We start from the raw sequence: 20,320 nt of genomic DNA, 5'->3' as shown, positions 1-20,320 counted from the left end.
CTGAGGCCGCCTATGCCACCTTCTCCCGCAAGTGGAGAAGAAAGAAAGGTTTCTCATCATGGAAGGCGTCACGATCGTCGATCATCCGCTGGTGCAGCACAAGCTGACGCTGGTGCGGGACAAGTCCATCTCGACAAAATCGTTCAGGGAGCTGATCAAGGAGATCGGCATGCTGCTCTGCTACGAGGTGACGCGCGATCTGCCGCTCGCGGACACCGTGATCGAGACGCCGCTGGCGACGATGCACTCGGCCAAGATCGCCGGCAAGAAGCTGGTGTTCGTGCCGATGCTGCGCGCCGGCACCACCTTCGTCGACGGCATGATGGATCTGGTGCCGACCGCGCGTGTCGCCCATATCGGGCTCTACCGCGAGCCGCACAGCTTTGCCGCCGTCGAATATTTCTTCAAATCGCCCTCCGACCTCAGCGAGCGCCTCGCGATCGTGGTGACGCCCGTGGTTGCGACCGCCAACACGGCGGTGGCCGCCATCGACCGGCTGAAGGAGCGTGGCGCAAAGGACATCCGCCTCGCCTGCCTGATCGCGGCTCCGGAAGGACTCGAACGTCTGCGCGGCCTGCATCCGGACGTGCCGATCTGGACCGCGGCCGTGGACGAAGGTCTCGACGAGACCGGCTTCATCGTGCCCGGCCTCGGCGATGCCGGCGACCGCGCCTACGGGACGCGGTAGAAGCTCGGCGGGGTCTGAGCGCGCGCCTCGTCCTTCGAGACGACCGCTCCGCGGTCTCCTCAGGATGAGGCTGAGTGACAGTCTTGCCTGTGAAGACTGATACCACGCACTCAATCCTCATCCTGAGGAGCCCGCAAAGCGGGCGTCTCGAAGGATGGCCGCGTGCGCACTACCCGCCACGCACGGCTTCAGATCTTCCCGCTGCCGCAGATCAGCTTCAGCGACTGCCACTCCTTGTCCGTCAGCAGCGGAGGGCCGCTCGCGGGGCGGTCTTCCCTGGTCATGCGGGCGAGACGGTCTTCGGTGAGCGGGTGGCTGGCGAGGATCGTCGTGAGCGTCGAGCCGCCTTCCTTGCCGGTGATGCGGTACATCAGCTCAAAAGCGGGCTTCGGCGAGCGGCCGAGCTTGTGCATGACCTCGATCGCGAAGGTGTCTGCGGCGGTCTCGGCCTCGCGCGAATACGACGCCTCGACCACGCTGCGCGAGGCGAAGATCACGGCGGATGAGCCGGTGACGTCGCCGAACAACAGGCCGATCAGGAACGAGGTGCCCCCGTTGTAGATCAGGCCGCGCATGTTGTCGTAATGCTTGAGATGGCCGAGCTCGTGGGCGAGGATGCCGGCGAGCTCGTCGGGGTTTTGCGCCTTGTCGAGCAGGCCCCTCAGCACATAGACCTTGCCGCCGGGCAGCGCGAACGCATTCGGCACCGCGGTCGGCAGCACGCCGGCCGTCATGGCATCGTCGTCGAGGCCGGCGGCATCGCGCAGGCGGTTGACGAGCTTGGTGAACGCAGCCTTGCCGGCAGGATCTTCGCACGCCTTGCCGCCGAAAATGGCCTTGACCTGGACTTCGGAGGCATCCCCGATACGCCGCTCGATCGGCTTCGGCACCAGCGGCGCGAGACGGTCGGCGGCGAGCGGCACGCCGAACAAGACAACGCAAACGATGGAAACGGTGGCAGCGACCGACCAGCCGACGATCTTGGCGACGCCGCGGCGCGAGGTCCGGTGCTCGTCGAGCCGCACGCAGCGGGCGGTCACGTCGGCCGCCAGCACCGCGTCGCGAATCTCGAGCCGCGCCAATGGCGGCGCGGTGGTGCAGGCCAGCCGCAAGAGCCCCGGCGGACTGTCGGCACGGCGGATGTCGGCATAGGCCCAGCGAACCGGCGCCCCGCCCTCCTCAGCGATCTCGAGCGCATCACCGAACGTCAGCGTCACCTGCCGCCGGCGGCTCGACGTCCCGTCGAAGAAGATGGTTGGCTTGGTGGATTGCGCCGGCGCCTCGGCAAATACATCACTCACAACTCAGAATCCCGCAACATCGAGCCCATCGGCAAAACCTTCGCCGAGTGCGCTGGCAAGCTCGCCGCTGCCGCGCACATCCGCCGCGGCGGCGATGTTTTGCACCTCGACGGTTTCCAGCACCTTGGCCCAGAGATCGCGCTGGAGATAGACGCGCATCACGATATTGACCGCAAGCGCCAGCGCGAAATAGCCGATCACCATCATCACCACCATCGGGATACTCTTGGCGGCATTGTCGGAGCCGAACATCTGATCGGCCGGAACGCCGCTCAGCTGGACGAGCAGCAAGGCGCCGCCACCCATATAGGCCGAGAAGGCCATCGTGAGCAGCATCCACCAGCCGATCACCTTCCAGTACAGGCCGTAGAAGGCGTCATGAGGCAGGTTGGAGGACAGGCTGACGCCGCCGATGCGGATGCCGTCGAGCCACCAGCGCCACTCGCGCGCCTTGAACTCGGCATAGAAGAACGGCGCCAGCGGGAAGATGAAGAGCGCGATCGGGCTGAGCAGCCACAGCCACCAGGCGCGCTTGAAGAAGGTCCAGCCGTCGCCTTCGAAATCGCCTGAGAGATCGCCGTAATGGCTGTGCTGCATCTTGTAGCGTTCGAGCGCGGCCTCGCGCCACGGCAGTGCCAGGCCGAGCGTCAGAAGCACGAGCAGGCCCCACGCCATAGCGCGGAACGAATAGGCCCAGCCGGAGCCGTCCATCCAGAACCGGACCCCGCGCCAGACCGTGCGCGTCAACCGGTAACGTCGCGCGCGAAAGATCGCGAACTGGCCGAAGGCATAGAAGCCGAGAAACAGCGGCGTCGAGGCAAAGCCCTGCCAGCGCTCGAACTCGATGCCAACAAGGAAGTAGGCGAGGTAGATCGGCACCAGGATCGCGAGCGCGAACAGGAAGCCGACCAGGAGCTCCTTGGCCCGGCCGGTATATTCGGCCGCATCGCCGTCGATCGCGGTGTTCGCCCACAGATGCCGGCGGATGTCGGTGACGAGCCAGAACCGGTAGAAGCCGAAGGTGACGAGCTCCAGCATGGCACCCTTGGTGACCATTTTCCGGAATTCGGAGCGGTTGCCGGAAAAATCGACCCGCGTGGGCGGCAGCGGCGGCGGAATCGGCTCGGAGCCGATCGGGGTCCATTGCATGTCGTTCACGGCGGCAACCTCGGGATGCGGTCTTGATCCGGTCAAACTATAGATCAGAGATTAGTCGGTCCCCAAGATGGCGGGGTTCGATTTACCTCGATTCCAGACGGTTTCTGGCACGATTTCACGACAAACGGTGTGCGGGGGATCACGCTGTGAGGTCGGTAGCCCGGATGGAGCCAACGGGTCGGCGCAAAGCGCCGCCCGATGACAGGCTCCGCGCAATCCGGGACAGTATCGATTGCGGCTCGACCCCCGGATTACGCTTGCGCTCCATCCGGGCTACGCATTCCCCTCTCGCAAGGGCCGGATGTGGCAAAACTCTCCCTTGCTCCGGCGCAGACAACCGGCTGTAATTGCAAATCAAATACCGCAGCGCAGAATTCAACGAGAACGCGCGGTTGATGCCAGGGAGAGCGGTCATGCATGGGACCATCGAGAACGCGGCCAAGCTCGACGCGTTGCGCGCACGCGCCAATTCACTGCCTCTGGAGCAATTCGATCCGGGCGACCCCGAGTTGTTCAGGACCGATACGTTCTGGCCGTATTTCGATCGGCTGCGCCGCGAAGATCCCGTGCACTATTGCAAGGACTCGATGTTCGGGCCGTACTGGTCGGTGACGCGCTACAACGACATCATGGAGATCGAGACCAACCACGCCGTGTTCTCCTCGGCCTCCTCGCTCGGCGGCATCACGATCCGCGACATCGATCCGGATCTGCGCCGCGAGAGCTTCATTTCGATGGACCCGCCGCGGCACGCCGCCCAGCGCAAGACCGTCGCACCGATGTTCACGCCGACGCATCTGGACAACCTCGCGCTCAACATCCGCAAGCGCTCGGCCGAGTGCCTGGACAATCTGCCGCGCGGCGAGGTGTTCGACTGGGTCGACCGCGTCTCGATCGAGCTGACCACGCAGATGCTGGCGGTGCTGTTCGACTTCCCCTGGGAAGACCGCCGCAAGCTGACGCGCTGGTCGGACATCGCCACCACGATTCCCGGGCCTGACGGCCTCGTCGCGACCGAGGACGAGCGCCAGGCCGAGCTTGCGGAATGCGCCGGCTATTTCGCGCGCCTCTGGAAGGAACGCATCGCGCAGCCGCCGAAGAGCGACCTGCTCTCGATGATGGCGCACGGCGCTGCCACGCGCGACATGGACGCGAAGAACTTCCTCGGCAATCTCGTGCTTTTGATCGTGGGCGGCAACGACACCACGCGCAACACCATGTCGGGCTCGCTCCACGCGCTGAGCCAGCATCCGGAGCAATATCGCAAGCTGCGCGAGAACCCGGCCCTGCTCGACAGCTTCGTGCCCGAGGTGATCCGCTGGCAGACGCCATTGGCGCATATGCGGCGCACCGCGCTCAGCGATTTCGAGTTCCGCGGCAAGCAGATCAAGAAGGGTGACAAGGTCGTGATGTGGTACGTCTCGGGCAACCGCGACGAGGAGGCGATCGAGAAGCCCTACGAATTCATCATTGACCGCGCCCGCCCGCGCACGCATCTGTCCTTCGGCTTCGGCATTCACCGCTGCGTCGGTCTGCGGCTTGCCGAACTCCAGCTCAAGATTATCTGGGAAGAGATCCTGAGGCGGTTCGACCATATCGAAGTCGTCGGCGAACCCAAGCGGGTCTATTCGAGCTTCGTGAAGGGTTTGGAAGAGCTGCCGGTGAAGATCGCGGCGTAGATCAACTGCCTCTCCCCGCCTGCGGGGAGAGGCAAAGAAGAGAACCAACTGGAGCCACCACGATGAACATTCAAGCGCCGGTGAAGGTGGACAAGGCCGAACGCATGCGCAGGGCCCGCGAGGAGGCCTATGCGACGCCGCTGTCGCAATTCCACCCCGGCGCGCCCCGGCTGTTCCAGGACGACACGCTGTGGCCCTGGTTCGAGCGGCTTCGCAACGAAGAGCCGGTGCACTATTGCACCAACGCGCCAATCGAGCCGTACTGGTCGGTGGTGAAGTACAACGACATCATGCATGTCGACACCAACCACGGCACCTTCTCCTCGGACTCCACGCTCGGCGGCATCTCGATCCGCGACGTGCCGGAAGGCTACGACTATCCGAGCTTCATCGCGATGGACCAGCCCAGGCATTCGTCGCAGCGCAAGACGGTGTCGCCGATGTTCACGCCGACCCATCTGGACGAGCTGGCAAAGCTGATCCGCCAGCGCTCGCAGACCGTGCTCGACAATCTGCCGCGCAACGAGACCTTCAATTTCGTCGAGCGCGTCTCGATCGAGCTGACGACGCAGATGCTGGCCACCCTGTTCGATTTCCCCTGGGAGGAGCGGCGCAAGCTGACGCGCTGGTCCGACGTTTCCACCGCGCTGCCCAAGAGCGGCATCGTCGCCTCCGCCGAAGAGCGCCGCCGCGAGATGGACGAGTGCTACGCCTATATGTCGAAGCTCTGGAACGAGCGCGTCAACTCCGCACCCCGCAACGACCTGTTGTCGCTGATGGCCCATAACGACGCCACGCGCCACATGGACCCCGACAATCTCATGGGCAACATCATCCTGCTCATCGTCGGCGGCAACGACACCACGCGCAACACCATGACCGGCTCGGTGCTGGCGCTGAACGAGAACCCCGAGCAATACGACAAGCTCCGCGCCAATCCGGAGCTGATCGATTCCATGGTGCCCGAGGTGATCCGCTGGCAGACGCCGCTCGCGCACATGCGGCGCACGGCGCTTGCCGACACCGAGATCGGCGGCAAGCAGATCAAGAAGGGCGATCGCGTCGTGATGTGGTACGTCTCCGGCAACCGCGACGACGAGATGTTCGACAAGCCCAACGAGTTCATCATCGACCGGCCGCGCCCGCGCACCCACCTCTCCTTCGGCTTCGGCATCCACCGCTGCGTCGGCATGCGCCTCGCCGAGCTGCAATTGCGGATCGTCTGGGAGGAGATGCTGAAGCGTTTCGACCGCATCGAGGTGGTCGGTGAGCCCAAGCGGATCTATTCCAGCTTCATCAAGGGCTACGAGACGCTGCCGGTGAGGATTCCGGGGTAGGCTGCGCTGCCGCCACTGTCTCGGGCAAACCACCAATCTCGCTGTCATGCCCCGCGAAGGCGGGGCATCCAGTACGCCGCGGCGGATGTGGTGTGAGCGAACTCTCCATCGCCGGCCTCTGGAATACTGGATCGCCCGCCTTCGCGGGCGATGACAGCGGAGTATGACGCGCACAGCTATAAAATTCGGGCATGACAGCTCGCGCCAGATGCGAAGGCACGGCGGCGGCCGGCTGTTCTACCACACGGCATCTAACTCAATTTGATGTCCCACACGCCGTCCCTGCGGCAGGCGGCGACCTCCTCGCGCAAAAGTGCCGTGACGGCCAGCGAGGCCGTCGAGACCGGGCGGTCGATCGGAGAAGCGAAAATGAGCTCGCGCGACATCGGCTTCGAGACGACGGCGGTCTCCAGCCGTCCGTCCGCGACCTCGCCGTGGACCGACGACGGCGGCAGCAATGCGAAGCCGAGGCCCTCCTCGACCAGGCTGGTCAGCACGCGGAACGAATCCGCTTCGAGCTGGACGTTGAGCTTGATCTTGCGCTGGGCGGCCGCATGCTCGATCAGCGCGCGGAGACCGTGCGAGTGAGAGGGCAGCACCAGCCGCTGCCGCAGCAGCCAGCCGATATCGACGCTCTTCCTGCGCGCAAGGCCGCAGCCGCGCGGACCGACCGCGACGATGTTGTCCCGCCCCAGGCTCTGCACGTTGAGATGCAGGTCGGCGGAGCGACCGTAGAGGATGGCGAGATCCATCTCGCCGCGATGCAGCCATTCGACCAGGTGGCCGCTGTAGCTCTCGACGATGCGCAGCGAGATGCCGGGAAATTTTTCGACGCAGCGCCGCGCAAAGCGCGCCGACAGCACGCAGCTCACGGTCGGAACCAGGCCGAGCACGACCTGCCCGGACGGCGGTCCCTGGGACGACTGGATGTCGTCGCGGATCTGGTCGATCTGCCGCACGATGCCGGAGGTGCGCGCGAGCAGGAGCCGCCCGGCCTCGGTCAGCACCATGCCGCGGCCGTTGCGGGTGAAGAGCTCGGCGCGCAGCTCGTGTTCCAGCAGCTTGATCTGCCTGGAGAGCGCCGGCTGCGCCACGCGCAGCGTGTCGGAGGCCTTGCTCAGACTGCCGAGCTCCGCCACGCAACTGAAGGTCCTGAGCTGCCGGAAATCCATGCTTGCCAATCCTGGAAGGCTACTCCATACGCTATAACAAATGAGCATAGGGGGCGGGCGTTGTTTTCACAACGCCTGAGGATCGGCCGGCGTTATCTTAACTGCCGCTGAGAACTGGAAACGCCATGAGTGAAGAACACCACATCGAAGATTATGCCGACATTCGCGACGCCGTCGCCAAGCTGTGCGCGCAGTTCCCCGGCGAATACTGGCGCAAGCTCGATCGCGAGATGGCCTACCCCAAGGCCTTCGTCGATGCGTTGACGCAGGCCGGCTATCTCTCGGTGCTGATCCCCGAGGAATATGGCGGCGCCGGGCTGAAACTGTCGGCCGCGGCTGCGATCCTGGAAGAGATCCAGCGCGCCGGCTGCAACGGCGGCGGCTGCCACGCCCAGATGTACACGATGGGCACGGTGCTGCGGCACGGCAATGCCGAGCAGAAGGCGAAATACCTGCCGAAGATCGCCAGCGGTGAATTGCGCCTGCAGGCGTTCGGCGTCACCGAGCCGACCAGCGGCACCGACACCTCTTCGCTGAAGACCTTCGCGCGCAAGGACGGCAACGACAGCTACATCGTAAACGGCCAGAAGATCTGGACCAGCCGCGCCGAGCATTCCGACCTGATGGTGCTGCTGGCGCGCACCACGCCGAAGGAGCAGGTCAAGAAGCGCACCGACGGCCTCTCCGTCTTCATCGTCGACATGCGCGAGGCCAAGAACAACGGCCTCGAGATCCGCCCGATCCGCACCATGATGAACCACGCCACCACCGAAGTGTTCTTTACCGACATGAAGGTGCCGGCGGAAAACCTGATCGGCGAGGAAGGCAAGGGTTTCCGCTACATCCTCTCCGGCATGAATGCCGAGCGCATCCTGATCGCCGCGGAATGCGTCGGCGACGCCAAATGGTTCATTGCGAAGGCGACGAACTACGCCAAGGAGCGCAGCGTGTTCGGCCGCCCGATCGGCCAGAACCAGGGCATTCAGTTTCCGATCGCGAAAGCCTACGCCTCGATGCGCGCGGCCGAGCTGATGGTGAAGGAAGCGACCCGCAAGTACGAGGCCGGGCTCGACTGCGGCGCCGAGGCCAACATGGCCAAGATGCTGGCGGCGGATGCATCCTGGGAGGCGGCCAACGCCTGCATCCAGACCCATGGCGGCTTCGGCTTTGCCGAGGAATACGACGTCGAGCGCAAGTTCCGCGAGACGCGGCTCTACCAGGTGGCGCCGATCTCGACCAACCTGGTGCTCTCCTTCGTCGCCGAGCATGTGCTCGGCATGCCGCGCTCGTACTGAGGCCGCCATCATGGGAGCACTTGACGGGATCAGGGTGATTGCGGTCGAGCAGGCGGTGGCGGCGCCGTTCTGTTCCTCGCGGCTGGCGGATGCCGGTGCCGAGGTGATCAAGATCGAGCGGCCCGAGGGCGATTTCGCCCGCGGCTATGACGCGGCGGCCAAGGGCCAGAGCAGCTATTTCGTCTGGCTCAACCGCGGCAAGCAATCCGCGGTGGTCGATCTCACGACCAAGGAAGGTCGCGCCGAGCTGGAGCAGCTGATCGCCAGCGCCGACGTGCTGATCCAGAACCTCAAGCCGGGCTCGATGGACAAGCTCGGCTTTTCGCGCGAGCGGCTGCTGAGGGACTATCCGAAGCTGATCTCCTGCACCATCACCGGCTACGGCGACGAGGGCCCCTACGCGCATCGCAAGGCCTATGACCTCTTGATCCAGGCCGAGAGCGGCCTTGCCTCGATCACCGGCAATCCCGACGGCGCCTCGCGTGTCGGCATGTCGATCGTGGACGTTGCGACCGGCGCCACCGCGCATGCGGCGATCCTGGAGGCGCTGATCGCGCGCGGACGCACCGGCAAGGGCGCCGACATCCGCATCTCCATGTTCGACGTGATGGCGGACTGGTGCACCGTGCCGCTGCTCAATTCGGAAGCCGGCAATCCGCCCAAGCGCATGGGCCTGCGCCATCCCTCGATCGCGCCCTATGGCGTCTTCACCTCGAAGGACGGCAAGGACATCCTGATCTCGATCCAGAGCGAGCGGGAGTGGAAGACGCTGTGCGCGAAGGTGCTGGATCAGCCCGACCTGCCCGCCGATCCCCGCGTCGCCAACATGGTCGAGCGCGTGCGCAACCGCGACTTCACCGACACGACGGTGGCGGACATCTTCGGCAGGATGACGCGCGACGAGCTGCTGAAGCGGCTGTCGGACGCCGACATCGCCTTTGCCGAGGTCAACACCATGGCCGACCTCACCAACCATCCGCATCTGCGCCGCATCGAGGTGGACACGCCGCAGGGACGTGTCAGCTATCCCGCGCCGGCGCCGATCATCGTCGGCGAGACCCGCACCTACGGCGCGGTGCCGGCGATCGGCGAAAAGCCAACGAAGAAGTAAAAGAGCGAGGCGTCATGACCGAGAAGCTCGACATCGATCATCTCAGGCAATGGATCGGCCGCAGCACCGAGGCCACCGACATCGTCACCGCGCAGCTCGTCATGGGCCTGCGCGCGACGCTGTTCCAGGAGGTCGGCGAGCCCAAAAAGGGCGACGCCGCGCCGTTCACGGTGCATTGGTGCCTGGCGCAGCCGGTGTTTCCGATGTCGATGCTCGGCCCCGACGGCCACCCCACCCGCGGCGGCTTCCTGCCGCCGGTGCCGCTGCCGCGCCGCATGTGGGCCGGCGGCGAGATCGAATTCCTGCAGCCGCTGCAGGTTGGCGATGAATCGACGCGGACCTCGCGCATCGCCGACGTGCAGGTGAAGACGGGCTCGACCGGCACGCTGTGCTTCGTCTCGGTCGAGCACAGCATCTCCTCGCCGCGCGGCACCGCCATCCGCGAGCGCCAGGACATCGTCTATCGCGAGATGACGAGCAGCGCGCCCGCCAGCGCCAAGGCCCCGCCTCCGCCGCCGACTGCGCAGCACCGCGAGACGCACGTGTCCGATCCCGTGCTGCTGTTCCGCTATTCCGCGCTGACCTTCAACGGCCACCGCATCCATTACGACCGCGACTACGTCACCAAGGTCGAGGGCTATCCCGGCCTGATCTTCCACGGCCCGCTGCAGGCCGCGCTGATCATCGAGATGGCAGCCAAGCTGCGCGGCGGCAGGGCGCCGAAGAAGTTCACCTATCGCGGCCTGCAACCGCTGTTCGAGGGCACGGAGTTCTCGATCAACGCCAACGAGACCGAGGCGGGCATGGAGCTGTGGACCGCGAATGCGGAGGGACAGCCGACGATGAAGGGGACGGCGGTGTGGTGAGCAACCGCGCTCTCCCCGTCATTGCGAGCGTAGCGGCGATGTAAGAACGTAGACCCTCACCCTGAGGAGCCGCGCAGCGGCGTCTCGAAGGTCGAGGCCACCAGCCGGGCCTTCATCCTTCGAGACGCGCGAAGACGCGCTCCTCAGGATGAGGAATTTGAAGGGGACGGAAACCATGGCCAAGAACGGCAAGAGCGGCAGCAAGTCCGTCACCGTCAAGCAGGCGACGCTCGACCTCTTGCGCTCCTTCGGCATCGACAGGGTCTTTGGCAATCCCGGCTCGACCGAGCTGCCGTTTCTCTCTGACTGGCCCGACGATATCGACTATGTGCTGGCGCTGCAGGAGGCCAGTGCGGTCGGCATGGCCGACGGCTATGCGCAGGCAACGCGCAACGCCGGCTTCGTCAATCTGCATTCGGCGGCCGGCGTCGGCAATGCGCTCGGCAACATCTACACCGCGCATCGCAACCAGACGCCGCTCGTCATCACTGCGGGCCAGCAGGCCCGCTCGATCCTGCCGCTACAGGCGTTCCTCTATGCCGAGCGCGCCTCGGAATTCCCGCGGCCTTACGTCAAATACAGCGTCGAGCCGGCACGCCCCGAGGACGTGCCGGCCGCCATCGCGCGCGCCTACTACACCGCGATGCAGCCGCCGTGCGGGCCGACCTTCGTCTCGATCCCGATCGACGACTGGGCGCATGCCTGTGCACCGGTGGAGGCGCGCAAGGTCAGCCGCGAGATCGGACCTGAGCTTGAGCCGATGAAGGCCCTGGTTGCCGCGCTCGCGAGCGCAAAACACCCTGCCCTCGTGGTCGGCCCCGGCGTCGACCGCGCCGGCGCGGTCGACCTGATGGTGCGCGTGGCGGAGAAGGCCAGGGCCAGCGTCTGGGTCAGCCCGTTCTCGGCGCGCTGCTCGTTCCCCGAGCGCCATCCGCAGTTCGCGGGCTTCCTGCACGCTTCGCCGGCCCAGCTCTCCGATGCGCTGCGCGAGCACGATCTCGTCGTCGTCATCGGCGCGCCGGTGTTCACCTTCCACGTCGAAGGCCATGCCGCGATCTTCGACGGCGGCGCGACGATCTTCCAGATCACAGAAGATGCGGATGCCGCTGCAGTGACGCCATCAGGCACCAGCATCATCGCCACCATGAAGCCGGCCCTGAGCCTGCTGCTCGAGCTGCTGCCGGAGAGCAAGCGCGCCGCACCGAAGGGCCGCACGCTGCCGCCGGCGCCGCAGACCGCCGATCCGCTGCCGGTCGAATTCCTGCTGCATTCGCTGTCGCAGGCGATGCCGGAGGGCGCCTCGCTGGTCGAGGAAGTGCCGTCGCACCGCCCGGCGATGCAGAAATTCATGCCGATGCGCGGCCAGGATTCATTCTACACCATGGCGAGCGGCGGCCTCGGCTACTCCTTGCCGGCCGCCGTCGGCATGGCGCTCGGCAAGCCGAACAGCCGCACCGTGTGCCTGATCGGCGACGGCTCTGCGATGTATTCGATCCAGGCGCTGTGGACCGCAGCCCAACGCAAGCTGCCGCTGACCATCGTCGTTATCAACAATTCCGGCTACGGCGCGATGCGCTCGTTCAGCCAGGTGATGCAGGTGCGGAACGTGCCGGGGCTCGAATTGCCGGGCATCGATTTCGTCCGGCTGGCCGAAGGCATGGGCTGCCACGCGGTGCGGGTGAGCAAGGCGGCGGAGCTGGGCGAGGCCCTGAAGCGCGGCATGGCGCATGCAGGCACCAGCCTCGTCGAGGTCGTCGTGGATTCGGCGGTGCCGGTGCTGTACGGGCAGAAGCATTGAACGGCCGTAGTCCGGATGGAGCGGAGCGTAATCCGGGGCCCGCTCGCTTGAGGCACGATTCCCGGATTGCGCTCCGCTCCATCCGGGCTACGACACTGGCAGTCTTCGCCAAATCTCGCCGTGTGGCTATGGGTCCCCGCCTTCGCGGGGACGACACTGAGTTTGTTGCACCACCGCGCAACTACGACGCCAAAAATCCCCCGTCGGCCGCGAGCACGTGTCCGACCACATACGATGACGCGTCCGACGACAGCCACACCACAGCCTCCGCCACCTCCTCCGGGCTGCCCATCCGCCGCAGCGGCAGGCCGGCGCTGACCGTTGCGACGTCGCCGACGCCGGCACGCAGCATCATGTCGGTGACGACGCGGCCGGGCGCGACGGCATTGATGCGGATACCGCGCGGGGCGTTCTCCATCGCCGCCGAGCGGGTCAGCGAAATCGCGGCGGCCTTGGACGCGGAATAGAGCGAGAAGCCGGGATTGGGATTGCGCATGCCGCTGACCGAGGCATTGACGACGATGCTGCCGCGCCCCTGCGCGAGCATGACGGGCAATTGGTGACGCAGGCACAGGAACAGCGCGCGGACATTGGTGTCGAACACGCTGTCGTAGACCTCAAGGCCCTGCTCTTCCAGCGGCGCGCGGCGCTCCTGGAAGCCGGCATTGTTGAAGGCAACATCGAGCCGGCCGCAACGTTCGACGGCGGTGCCGACGAGGCGTGCGACCTCGTCCTCGCGCGTGATGTCAGTCCGAAGCGCGATCGCCTCCGTGCCGAGCGCGCGGCACGAGGCGACAGTCGCCTCGATCTCGGCCTCGCGCCGGCCCGCAACCAGGATTGTCCCGGCGCCCTCGGACGCCATCCGCAGCGCGGTGGCGCGGCCGATGCCGCTGCCGCCGCCGGTGACCAGGCAGACCTTGCCCCTCATCCGCATCCCCGTCGGCAAAGCTTCGCTCATCGTCCACTCCAAAACGCTTGCGCGCGCCGCTCTGCGCATATAGTTGTATGATACAACTATATGCCGGGAGTCAAGATGGCCGAGCTTGCATTGATCGACGACATCCGCGCTGCCTCGCGCCTGATGGTGCGCGAGCTCGGCTTCATGGATGCGACGGTCGCAGCCTCGGATTATCCGCCCTCGGCCGTGCACACCATTCTGGAGATCGGCATCCGCGGTCCGATGACCTCGGGCGAGCTCGGCGACTTCCTGCGGCTGGAAAAATCCAGCGTCAGCCGCCTGGTGCGCAAGCTGATCGACTGTGGCGAGCTCAGGGAGACGCCCGATGAGGCGGATGCACGCAGCAAGAAACTGTCGTTGACGGCAAAGGGCCGGCGCACACTGGAGGCGCTGCACGCGTTCGGCCGCCAGCAGGTGCGCGGCGCGCTGGCGGCGTTGACGGACGCCGAGCAGCGCAAGGTACGCGAGGGGATGATGCTCTATGCAAGGGCGCTGCGGGCGAGCCGGATGGAGGAAGACGTGGAGTTGGTGGTGTGACCTCACCCTGGGTGTCATCGCCCGCGAAGGCGCGATCCAGTACTCCGAGGCGGTTGTGATTGAATCGAGAGGCCGCAGCGTACTGGATGCCCCGCCTTCGCGGGGCATGACAGCGTCAATCGGAGCGACGATCTCCCCCTCACTTCCCGAAATCCTCCCGCATCTTGGCCTGGATCTTGGCCATGCCGCCGATCCAGCGGTCGTAGTTCTCGGTCTTCTTGCGCATGTAGCCGAGCACCTGGGGGTGCGGCAGGATCAGGAACGTCTCCTGCTCGAGGCCGGCGAGCACGTCTTTCGCCACCTGCTCCGGCGTGAGATCGCCATCGCCGGATTGCGGGCCCTTGGGGATCGAGCGCAGCATGTTGGTGTCGACGCCCTGCGGGCAGAGGATCGAGACCCTGATGTTGTGCGCCTTGTGCGAGATCGCGAGATTCTCGGCAAAGCCGACCGCGGCGTGCTTGGTGGTGGAATAAGCGGGGCTGCCGACCTGCGACAACAGGCCCGCGGCCGAAATCGTGTTGAGGAAATAGCCGCCGCCACGCGCCTTCATGCGGGGCACGAGATGCCGCGCCGCATAGACATGCGCCATGACGTGGATCGCCCAGCTGCGCTGCCACGGCTCGTCGGAGGCGCCGCCGGCGTTTTCCGACATCGGATCGAAGCCGCCGCCGATGCCGGCGTTTGAGCAAAAGAGATCAATGGGTCCGAACTGGCGCTCGGTCTCCTCGATCACATGCGAAATGTCCTTTTCCTGCGCGACGTCGCATTTGAACGCCGCCCCGTCCACCATGGCGGCGACCGCCCTGGCATTGCCGGCGTCCATGTCCGCGACGACGACCTTGGCCGCGCCCGCCGCGTGAAAGGCCTCGCACAGCGCCTTGCCGATGCCGTTAGCGCCGCCCGTGACGACCACGACCTTGCCGGTCACCTGCATGCGACGTCTCCTCTTGTCTTATACCGCTTGTCGGCCGCTTCGCCCGTCCGGGCGTCGCGGGTCCTGCTCAGCTCAACACGAGGTCGAGCACCGCGGTATAATGGCACGCCGCGCCGGCCAAGACAAAGCCGTGCCAGATCGCATTCTGGAAGCGCAGCCGCCGCCATGCGTGAAAAATCACGCCAAAACTGTAGAGCAGGCCGCCGGCGAGGATGAGGCCCAGCACCAGTGCCGGCAATGCCTTGACCACGGCGTCGTAGAGCATCACGCCGCTCCAGCCCATCGCGAGATAAATACCGACCGAGACGCGGTCGAAGCGGCCGGGGCAGAACAGCTTCAGCACGATGCCGAGCACGGCGACGCACCAGACGCCGGCGAGCAGCACCAGCGCGAACACGCTGTCCTTCACCTCGAGGATGAACGGCGTGTAGGTCGCGGCGATCAACAGATAGATCGCCGAATGGTCGAACCGCCGCAGCAGCCATTTGGCCGGAGACACCGGCCAGAGGTTATAGGTCGCCGACAGCACCAGCATCGAGAGCAGCCCGGCGACGTAGATCGAGACGCCGACGATGTCGGTCGCATCGGCATAGATCGCCGTCAGCACCACCAGGACGGTCGCGGCGACGATGCCGGACAGCACGCCGATCGCGTGGATGATGCCGTCGGCGATGAGCTCGGCACGGTCATAATCCCAGCCGATCGCGTCGGCGGCGGCATGCACGGAATTCGATGCAAACTGTTTCAGTTGGAAGACGGTCATGGCAATCCGCAAGTTGTGGTAATGCCCTCTTCTATGGGTAGCTCAAGATCGGCGCGTCGTTCAAACGGGGGATTTCCCTGCAAAGGCGGTGGAAGTATGGAGCTTGATTTTCCCCACGCAATTGCCACTTTTGTGAACGGACACACATCCCGCCCGCCCCGGATCCACTAACGTTCATATGGCATTCAGTTTCCAGGACATGGTCGAAGAAGCGCGGCTGTCCGCGCAGGCGCTGATCGACTATGGCGAGCACTTCTTCAACCCGACGGTACGGCTCGGGGTCACGGGCCTGTCGCGGGCCGGCAAGACCGTGTTCATCACCGCGCTGATCCACGGCCTCACGCGCGGCGGCCGGTTTCCGGTATTCGACGCCTATGCCGCGGGGCGGATCGCGCGGGCGCATCTGGCGCCGCAGCCCGACGATGCCGTGCCGCGGTTCGCCTATGAGAGCCATTTGCGCGCGCTGGTCGAGGAGCGGCATTGGCCGAGCTCGACCGTCGACATCAGCGAGCTCAGGCTCGTCATCGACTATCAGCGCCCGAACGGCGCCGACCGCACGCTGACGCTCGACATCGTCGACTATCCCGGCGAGTGGCTGCTCGACCTGCCGCTGCTGCAGAAGAGTTTTGAGCAATGGTCGGCGGAAAGCCTTGCGCTGTCGCGCGAGGTCCCGCGCGCGCATCTTGCGAGCGAATGGCACGCGCATCTTGCGACGCTCAAGCCCGAAGCGCGCGAGGACGAGCAGGCGACGCTGACCGCGGCAAAGCTCTTCACCGATTATCTGCGCGCCTGCCGTGACGAACGTTTCGCGATGAGCCTGCTGCCGCCCGGCCGTTTCCTGATGCCCGGCAATCTCGCGGGCTCGCCGGCGCTGACCTTCGCGCCGCTCGACGTGCCCGCTGGCAGGCAGGCGCCGGATGGATCGCTGTGGGCGATGATGGTGCGCCGCTTCGAGGCCTACAAGGACGTCGTGGTGCGGCCGTTCTTCCGCGATCATTTTGCCCGGCTCGATCGCCAGATCGTGCTGGCCGACGCGCTCGCCGCGTTCAACTCCGGCCCCGAGGCGCTGCACGATCTCGAAGCCGCGCTGGCCGGCATCCTCGATTGCTTCAACATCGGCCGCAGCACAATCCTCTCCAGCCTGTTCCGGCCGCGCATCGACCGCATCCTGTTCGCAGCGACCAAGGCGGACCATCTGCACCATTCCAGCCACGACCGGCTCGAGGCCGTGCTGCGCCGCGCCGTCTCCGGCGCAGTCGCGCGCGCGGAAAATACCGGCGCCGCCATCGACGTGGTGGCGCTCGCCGCGGTGCGCGCCACACGGGAAGCGCAGGTCGCGCACGGCCGCGACAAACTGCCGTCGATCCTGGGAACACCCGCCGCGGGCGAAAGCGCCGGCGGCGAGTTCTTCGACGGCAACACGGAAGTGGCGACGTTTCCCGGCGATCTTCCGCTCGATCCCGAGCCGCTGTTCAACGGCACGGGCGCGTTCGAGGGGCTCTCGACCCAGGCTGCCGAGAAGAGCGACTTCCGCTTCCTGCGCTTCCGTCCGCCCAAACTCGAGCGCGAGGGAACGAATGAGCCGACGTTGCCTCACATCCGCCTCGACCGTGCCTTGCAGTTCCTGATCGGAGACAAGCTCGCATGAACGACCGATCGAAGCCACGGCGGCCGGCGACGTTCCGGCTCGACGATCCCGGCGTCGTCGTCACCGAAGCCGACGAAACCAGCCGGCTCGGCCGCGCCACCATCCAAATCACGCCGGAGCATGACCCGCAGGCGCTGCCGGTGCCGATCGCAGCCGCGCTGCCCGCGCGCCGCGGCTTTCCCTGGGGCACGCTGTTCTGGTCGGGGCTTGCCGGGCTGACGCTGCTCGGCACCGGGCTCGGCGTGGTCCGCCTGATCGAGGATCTGTTCGCGCGCAGCGAAACCCTCGGCTTCGTCGGTGTCGCCTTCGCTGCCGTCACCGCGCTGGCGCTCGCGGTCGTGATCGGCCGCGAGGCGTTCGGGCTCGCGCGCCTCGCGACCATCGAGAAACTGCATGCGCGCGCGGCGGCCGTGCTTGCCAGCGACGACCGCAAGGAGAGCCGCGCCATCGTGCAGGATCTGCTTGAGATCGCGCACCAGAACCCGCAGCTCGCGCGCGCCCGCGCCGCGCTGGAGAGCCACACCGGCGAGATCATCGACGGCGCCGACATGATCCGGCTCGCCGAGCGCGAACTGATGTCGCCGCTGGATGCCGAAGCGCGGCGTCTGGTGTCCTCCGCCGCGCAAAAGGTTTCGATCGTGACCGCGGTGAGCCCGCGCGCGGCGATCGACGTGTTGTTCGTGTTCGTCGCCGCCCTGCGCCTGATCCGCCAGCTCGCCTATCTCTATGGCGGCCGCCCCGGCGCGCTCGGCATGATCCGCCTGCTCCGCCACGTCATCGCCCATCTCGCCATCACCGGCGGCATGGCCGCGAGCGACAGCCTGGTGCAGCAGATGCTCGGCCACGGCATCGCGGCGAAGCTGTCGCAACGGCTGGGTGAAGGCGTGCTGAACGGGCTGCTGACGGCCCGGCTGGGCCTCGCCGCGATCGACGTCACGAGGCCGCTGCCGTTCGCCGCGTTGCCGCCGCCGAAATTGTCGGACCTGGCGACGGATCTGCTGCGGAAGAAGGACGAGGAGGAGTAGCGGTTCTTCCTTACCCTCCCCTGGAGGCGGAGGGTCGGCTCGCAGCGCGCCAGCGATGCGAGACGGGGTGGGGTGTCTCTCCTCCTTGAACGCTGCCCGAGCGGAGAGATCACCCCACCCCGCTCGCGCTGCGCGCGATCGACCCTCCCCCTCCAGGGGGGTGAAGGGACGCCGTGCTAGCCGAAGAAGCGCTTTTCAAATTCGCCCGCCAGCACCTTCCACCAAAACAGCGGCGAGTCCTTCGGCGGCGACAGCTCGGGGGTCCAGCCGGTGAGCTTCTCGATCGCATAGGTATCCGAGCGAACGCCGCGCCAGCTTCGTTCGACTTCGCCGAGCGGCTCGCGCTTGGCAGGAATGGTCTCCCACAGCGACGAACGATCGTCCGGCTCGCGCCCGACATAGATGCCGGCATGGCCCCTGATCTTGTCCATGCCGGGATCGCGGAAATCCTGGAAGCGGCCGCGCTCGTTGATCTCGATGACGGGCACGCGGCCGCGGAACAGCCAGCGCATCATCGCGTAGGTGCGGTAGTCCGTGGTGGCGATCCAGGTCGCGCCGGTCTCATCGAGCGCCGCCTGCGCGCGCGCGGCGACCTCCTCATAGCCGGCCTCGGCGCCGATCGGATCGATCTTGCCAAGCAGATTGAAGGGCGCAGCGACATAATAGAGGAACACGATGACGACGAAGGCGAGGCCCGAACCGACGGCGGTCTTGGCCCAGAACACCGACGATCTCAGCATGCGCGCCGACCAATCCTCCTTCATCATGGCCGCGAGGTTGACGGCGGCTGCAGCAAAGCCGACCGGCCACATGAACATCGGCCAGGTGTCGCCGACCCGGAGCGTGGTCGATTTCACCAGGAAATACAGGAACGGCAGCAGCACCGCGGTCGACAACAGGATCGCGACGGGCTCGCGCGTGCGGTAGCCCCGCCAGGCCGTCAGCACGAGGCCTGTCAGCACCACCGGCAGCATGACGAAGCCGACCAGGCCGAACTGCAGGCCGATGAAGTCGCCGAGGGTGCGGAACGAGATGCCGTAATTGGCGGTGGCGCGCACGCCCTGGAAGCGGAACGAGGCCCAGTCGTGCTGCGCATTCCAGATCAGCACCGGCGAGAACACGGCGATTGCGACCAGCACCGCGAGATAAGGATACGAGCTGCGCAGCCAGCGCCAGCGCCAATCCGGCACCAGCAGAAAGGCCGCAACCGCCGGCGCGAACATCACCGCGGTGAATTTCGACAGCATCGAGAGGCCGGCGAACAGCCCGGCCGCCAGCCACCAGCGTCCGTCGCCGCTTTGCGCCAGCCGCACCAGCGACCACATCATCGCCACCGCAAACGGGATCATGGCGACATCGGGCGCGACCTTGGCCATCAGCAGGCCGTAATAGAGCGCGGCCTCCGGCATCAGCACCGCGAGCACCACCGCGCGCACATCATGGGTAAGACGGCGGACGATGTCGGCCAGCAGCAGCTGCGTCACCAGCATCGCGACGATGCCGCCGAGGCGCACCCCGAGCGGGGTGTCGCCGAGGATCGCGGTTCCCAGGCGGATCAACCAGGCGATAGCAGGGGGGTGATCGAGGAAGCTGAGCGCGCCCTCCTTCGACCAGGTCCAATAATAGGCCTCGTCGGTGCGCAACTCGATCGCGGAAGCATAGACGATGCGCAACAGCGTCATCGCGGCGATGATCGCCACGGCAACAAGGATGAGACGGCGTTCGGTGCCGTCCGGCTTCGCAGAACTATCGGGAGCGATCGTCACGGCCGCGCTTTTCGCCAACCTGGAAGGGGGAGTCAATGCGGTGCGCCAACACCAGTGTCGTCCCGGGCAAGCGAAGCGCGACCCGGGACCCAGGCACAGGGAGGGGTTTGGGGCGACCTGGTCACTCCAAGTCTTCGCCAAATGTCTTCCTGTGGTGATAGGTCCCGGATCGGCGCGCGCCTGAGGGCGCGCTTGTCCGGGACGACGGCAGAGGTTGACCGTGACATCGTGGGCACTGCGCACCGGCGCGCGCCTTTGCCGACCCTACGGTTTGGTAACCTTGC

At 66.1% G+C, this 20,320-nt stretch carries 17 protein-coding genes; 10 read left to right on the top strand and 7 right to left on the bottom strand.

Features of this window, described 5'->3' with window-relative positions:
* Positions 1-58: 58 nt before the first annotated feature.
* Complete coding sequence (gene upp / locus CO669_RS03255) at positions 59-688, top strand: uracil phosphoribosyltransferase (protein ID WP_063196952.1); 630 nt, start codon at positions 59-61, stop codon at positions 686-688.
* A gap of 188 nt (positions 689-876) precedes the next feature.
* On the opposite strand, the gene CO669_RS03250 is transcribed toward upp, so the two are convergent.
* The gene (locus tag CO669_RS03250) at positions 877-1,989 is read right to left on the bottom strand and encodes a M48 family metallopeptidase (RefSeq protein WP_097657725.1); all 1,113 of its coding nucleotides are present in this window, start codon (positions 1,987-1,989) and stop codon (positions 877-879) included.
* Positions 1,990-1,992: 3 nt separating this feature from the next.
* Positions 1,993-3,138, bottom strand: coding sequence for a DUF898 family protein (locus CO669_RS03245; protein ID WP_198963805.1), 1,146 nt, complete (start codon positions 3,136-3,138; stop codon positions 1,993-1,995).
* Positions 3,139-3,560: 422 nt separating this feature from the next.
* On the opposite strand from CO669_RS03245, the gene CO669_RS03240 reads away from it, so the two are divergent.
* Together CO669_RS03240 and CO669_RS03235 are read left to right on the top strand one after the other, a co-directional pair.
* The gene (locus CO669_RS03240; RefSeq protein ID WP_097657722.1) at positions 3,561-4,826 is read left to right on the top strand and encodes a cytochrome P450; all 1,266 of its coding nucleotides are present in this window, start codon (positions 3,561-3,563) and stop codon (positions 4,824-4,826) included.
* 62 nt (positions 4,827-4,888) lie between these two features.
* Positions 4,889-6,163 carry a cytochrome P450 gene (locus CO669_RS03235; protein WP_198963795.1) on the top strand — a complete coding sequence of 425 codons (1,275 nt, stop codon included), beginning with the start codon at positions 4,889-4,891 and terminating at the stop codon, positions 6,161-6,163.
* A 251-nt stretch (positions 6,164-6,414) separates the two neighbouring features.
* On the opposite strand, the gene CO669_RS03230 is transcribed toward CO669_RS03235, so the two are convergent.
* On the bottom strand, positions 6,415-7,335 hold the full coding sequence (locus CO669_RS03230) for a LysR substrate-binding domain-containing protein (RefSeq protein WP_097657720.1): 921 nt from the start codon (positions 7,333-7,335) through the stop codon (positions 6,415-6,417).
* 125 nt (positions 7,336-7,460) lie between these two features.
* Here CO669_RS03230 and CO669_RS03225 point away from each other — a divergent pair, with 125 nt between their 5' ends.
* The 4 genes from CO669_RS03225 to mdlC all read left to right on the top strand — a co-directional run bounded on the left by CO669_RS03225 (position 7,461) and on the right by mdlC (position 12,405).
* Positions 7,461-8,630: an acyl-CoA dehydrogenase family protein gene (locus CO669_RS03225; RefSeq protein ID WP_097657719.1), complete on the top strand. Its 1,170-nt coding sequence runs from the start codon at positions 7,461-7,463 to the stop codon at positions 8,628-8,630.
* Between the two features lie 10 nt (positions 8,631-8,640).
* Positions 8,641-9,741 (top strand): CaiB/BaiF CoA transferase family protein, encoded by a 1,101-nt coding sequence (locus CO669_RS03220; RefSeq protein WP_198963794.1) that lies wholly within the window; start codon positions 8,641-8,643, stop codon positions 9,739-9,741.
* 14 nt (positions 9,742-9,755) lie between these two features.
* On the top strand, positions 9,756-10,607 hold the full coding sequence (locus CO669_RS03215) for an HTD2 family dehydratase (RefSeq protein ID WP_097657717.1): 852 nt from the start codon (positions 9,756-9,758) through the stop codon (positions 10,605-10,607).
* A 175-nt stretch (positions 10,608-10,782) separates the two neighbouring features.
* Positions 10,783-12,405 carry a benzoylformate decarboxylase gene (mdlC, locus tag CO669_RS03210; RefSeq protein WP_097657716.1) on the top strand — a complete coding sequence of 541 codons (1,623 nt, stop codon included), beginning with the start codon at positions 10,783-10,785 and terminating at the stop codon, positions 12,403-12,405.
* A 181-nt stretch (positions 12,406-12,586) separates the two neighbouring features.
* Here the strand turns inward: mdlC and CO669_RS03205 are convergent, their stop codons facing one another.
* Positions 12,587-13,363 (bottom strand): SDR family NAD(P)-dependent oxidoreductase, encoded by a 777-nt coding sequence (locus tag CO669_RS03205; protein WP_097657715.1) that lies wholly within the window; start codon positions 13,361-13,363, stop codon positions 12,587-12,589.
* Between the two features lie 75 nt (positions 13,364-13,438).
* Between CO669_RS03205 and CO669_RS03200 the strand changes: the two genes are divergently transcribed.
* Positions 13,439-13,900, top strand: coding sequence for a MarR family winged helix-turn-helix transcriptional regulator (locus CO669_RS03200; RefSeq protein WP_198963793.1), 462 nt, complete (start codon positions 13,439-13,441; stop codon positions 13,898-13,900).
* A gap of 139 nt (positions 13,901-14,039) precedes the next feature.
* Here CO669_RS03200 and CO669_RS03195 read toward each other — a convergent pair whose 3' ends face one another.
* Both CO669_RS03195 and trhA read right to left on the bottom strand, forming a co-directional pair.
* Positions 14,040-14,834, bottom strand: a complete 795-nt coding sequence (locus CO669_RS03195; protein ID WP_097657713.1) for an SDR family oxidoreductase — start codon at positions 14,832-14,834, stop codon at positions 14,040-14,042.
* A gap of 67 nt (positions 14,835-14,901) precedes the next feature.
* Positions 14,902-15,597: a PAQR family membrane homeostasis protein TrhA gene (gene trhA, locus CO669_RS03190; protein WP_097657712.1), complete on the bottom strand. Its 696-nt coding sequence runs from the start codon at positions 15,595-15,597 to the stop codon at positions 14,902-14,904.
* Between the two features lie 178 nt (positions 15,598-15,775).
* Between trhA and CO669_RS03185 the strand changes: the two genes are divergently transcribed.
* Positions 15,776-17,245 carry a YcjX family GTP-binding protein gene (locus CO669_RS03185; RefSeq protein WP_097657711.1) on the top strand — a complete coding sequence of 490 codons (1,470 nt, stop codon included), beginning with the start codon at positions 15,776-15,778 and terminating at the stop codon, positions 17,243-17,245.
* Positions 17,242-18,270, top strand: coding sequence for a YcjF family protein (locus CO669_RS03180; RefSeq protein ID WP_097657710.1), 1,029 nt, complete (start codon positions 17,242-17,244; stop codon positions 18,268-18,270). Before CO669_RS03185 ends, CO669_RS03180 begins: the two co-directional genes overlap by 4 nt.
* A 176-nt stretch (positions 18,271-18,446) precedes the next feature.
* Here CO669_RS03180 and CO669_RS03175 read toward each other — a convergent pair whose 3' ends face one another.
* Positions 18,447-19,952: a glycosyltransferase family 39 protein gene (locus tag CO669_RS03175; protein ID WP_097657978.1), complete on the bottom strand. Its 1,506-nt coding sequence runs from the start codon at positions 19,950-19,952 to the stop codon at positions 18,447-18,449.
* Positions 19,953-20,320: the final 368 nt, after the last annotated feature.

It is taken from the genome of Bradyrhizobium sp. Y36, assembly GCF_002531575.1.
In the GTDB taxonomy this organism is placed as follows: Bacteria; Pseudomonadota; Alphaproteobacteria; order Rhizobiales; family Xanthobacteraceae; genus Bradyrhizobium.
The sequence above is the reverse complement of the archived record's forward strand: the minus strand, read 5'-3'. Positions and strand labels throughout refer to the sequence as shown.

Excerpts from the sequence above, each read along its gene's own strand:
- upp (WP_063196952.1), top strand. The coding sequence starts at position 59 with ATGGAAGGCGTCACGATCGTCGATCATCCGCTGGTGCAGCACAAGCTG.
- CO669_RS03245 (WP_198963805.1), bottom strand. The coding sequence starts at position 3,138 with ATGCAATGGACCCCGATCGGCTCCGAGCCGATTCCGCCGCCGCTGCCG.
- CO669_RS03240 (WP_097657722.1), top strand. The coding sequence starts at position 3,561 with ATGCATGGGACCATCGAGAACGCGGCCAAGCTCGACGCGTTGCGCGCA.
- CO669_RS03235 (WP_198963795.1), top strand. The coding sequence starts at position 4,889 with ATGAACATTCAAGCGCCGGTGAAGGTGGACAAGGCCGAACGCATGCGC.
- CO669_RS03230 (WP_097657720.1), bottom strand. The coding sequence starts at position 7,335 with ATGGATTTCCGGCAGCTCAGGACCTTCAGTTGCGTGGCGGAGCTCGGC.
- CO669_RS03225 (WP_097657719.1), top strand. The coding sequence starts at position 7,461 with ATGAGTGAAGAACACCACATCGAAGATTATGCCGACATTCGCGACGCC.
- CO669_RS03220 (WP_198963794.1), top strand. The coding sequence starts at position 8,641 with ATGGGAGCACTTGACGGGATCAGGGTGATTGCGGTCGAGCAGGCGGTG.
- CO669_RS03215 (WP_097657717.1), top strand. The coding sequence starts at position 9,756 with ATGACCGAGAAGCTCGACATCGATCATCTCAGGCAATGGATCGGCCGC.
- mdlC (WP_097657716.1), top strand. The coding sequence starts at position 10,783 with ATGGCCAAGAACGGCAAGAGCGGCAGCAAGTCCGTCACCGTCAAGCAG.
- CO669_RS03205 (WP_097657715.1), bottom strand. The coding sequence starts at position 13,363 with ATGAGCGAAGCTTTGCCGACGGGGATGCGGATGAGGGGCAAGGTCTGC.
- CO669_RS03200 (WP_198963793.1), top strand. The coding sequence starts at position 13,439 with ATGGCCGAGCTTGCATTGATCGACGACATCCGCGCTGCCTCGCGCCTG.
- CO669_RS03195 (WP_097657713.1), bottom strand. The coding sequence starts at position 14,834 with ATGCAGGTGACCGGCAAGGTCGTGGTCGTCACGGGCGGCGCTAACGGC.
- trhA (WP_097657712.1), bottom strand. The coding sequence starts at position 15,597 with ATGACCGTCTTCCAACTGAAACAGTTTGCATCGAATTCCGTGCATGCC.
- CO669_RS03185 (WP_097657711.1), top strand. The coding sequence starts at position 15,776 with ATGGCATTCAGTTTCCAGGACATGGTCGAAGAAGCGCGGCTGTCCGCG.
- CO669_RS03180 (WP_097657710.1), top strand. The coding sequence starts at position 17,242 with ATGAACGACCGATCGAAGCCACGGCGGCCGGCGACGTTCCGGCTCGAC.
- CO669_RS03175 (WP_097657978.1), bottom strand. The coding sequence starts at position 19,952 with ATGACGCTGTTGCGCATCGTCTATGCTTCCGCGATCGAGTTGCGCACC.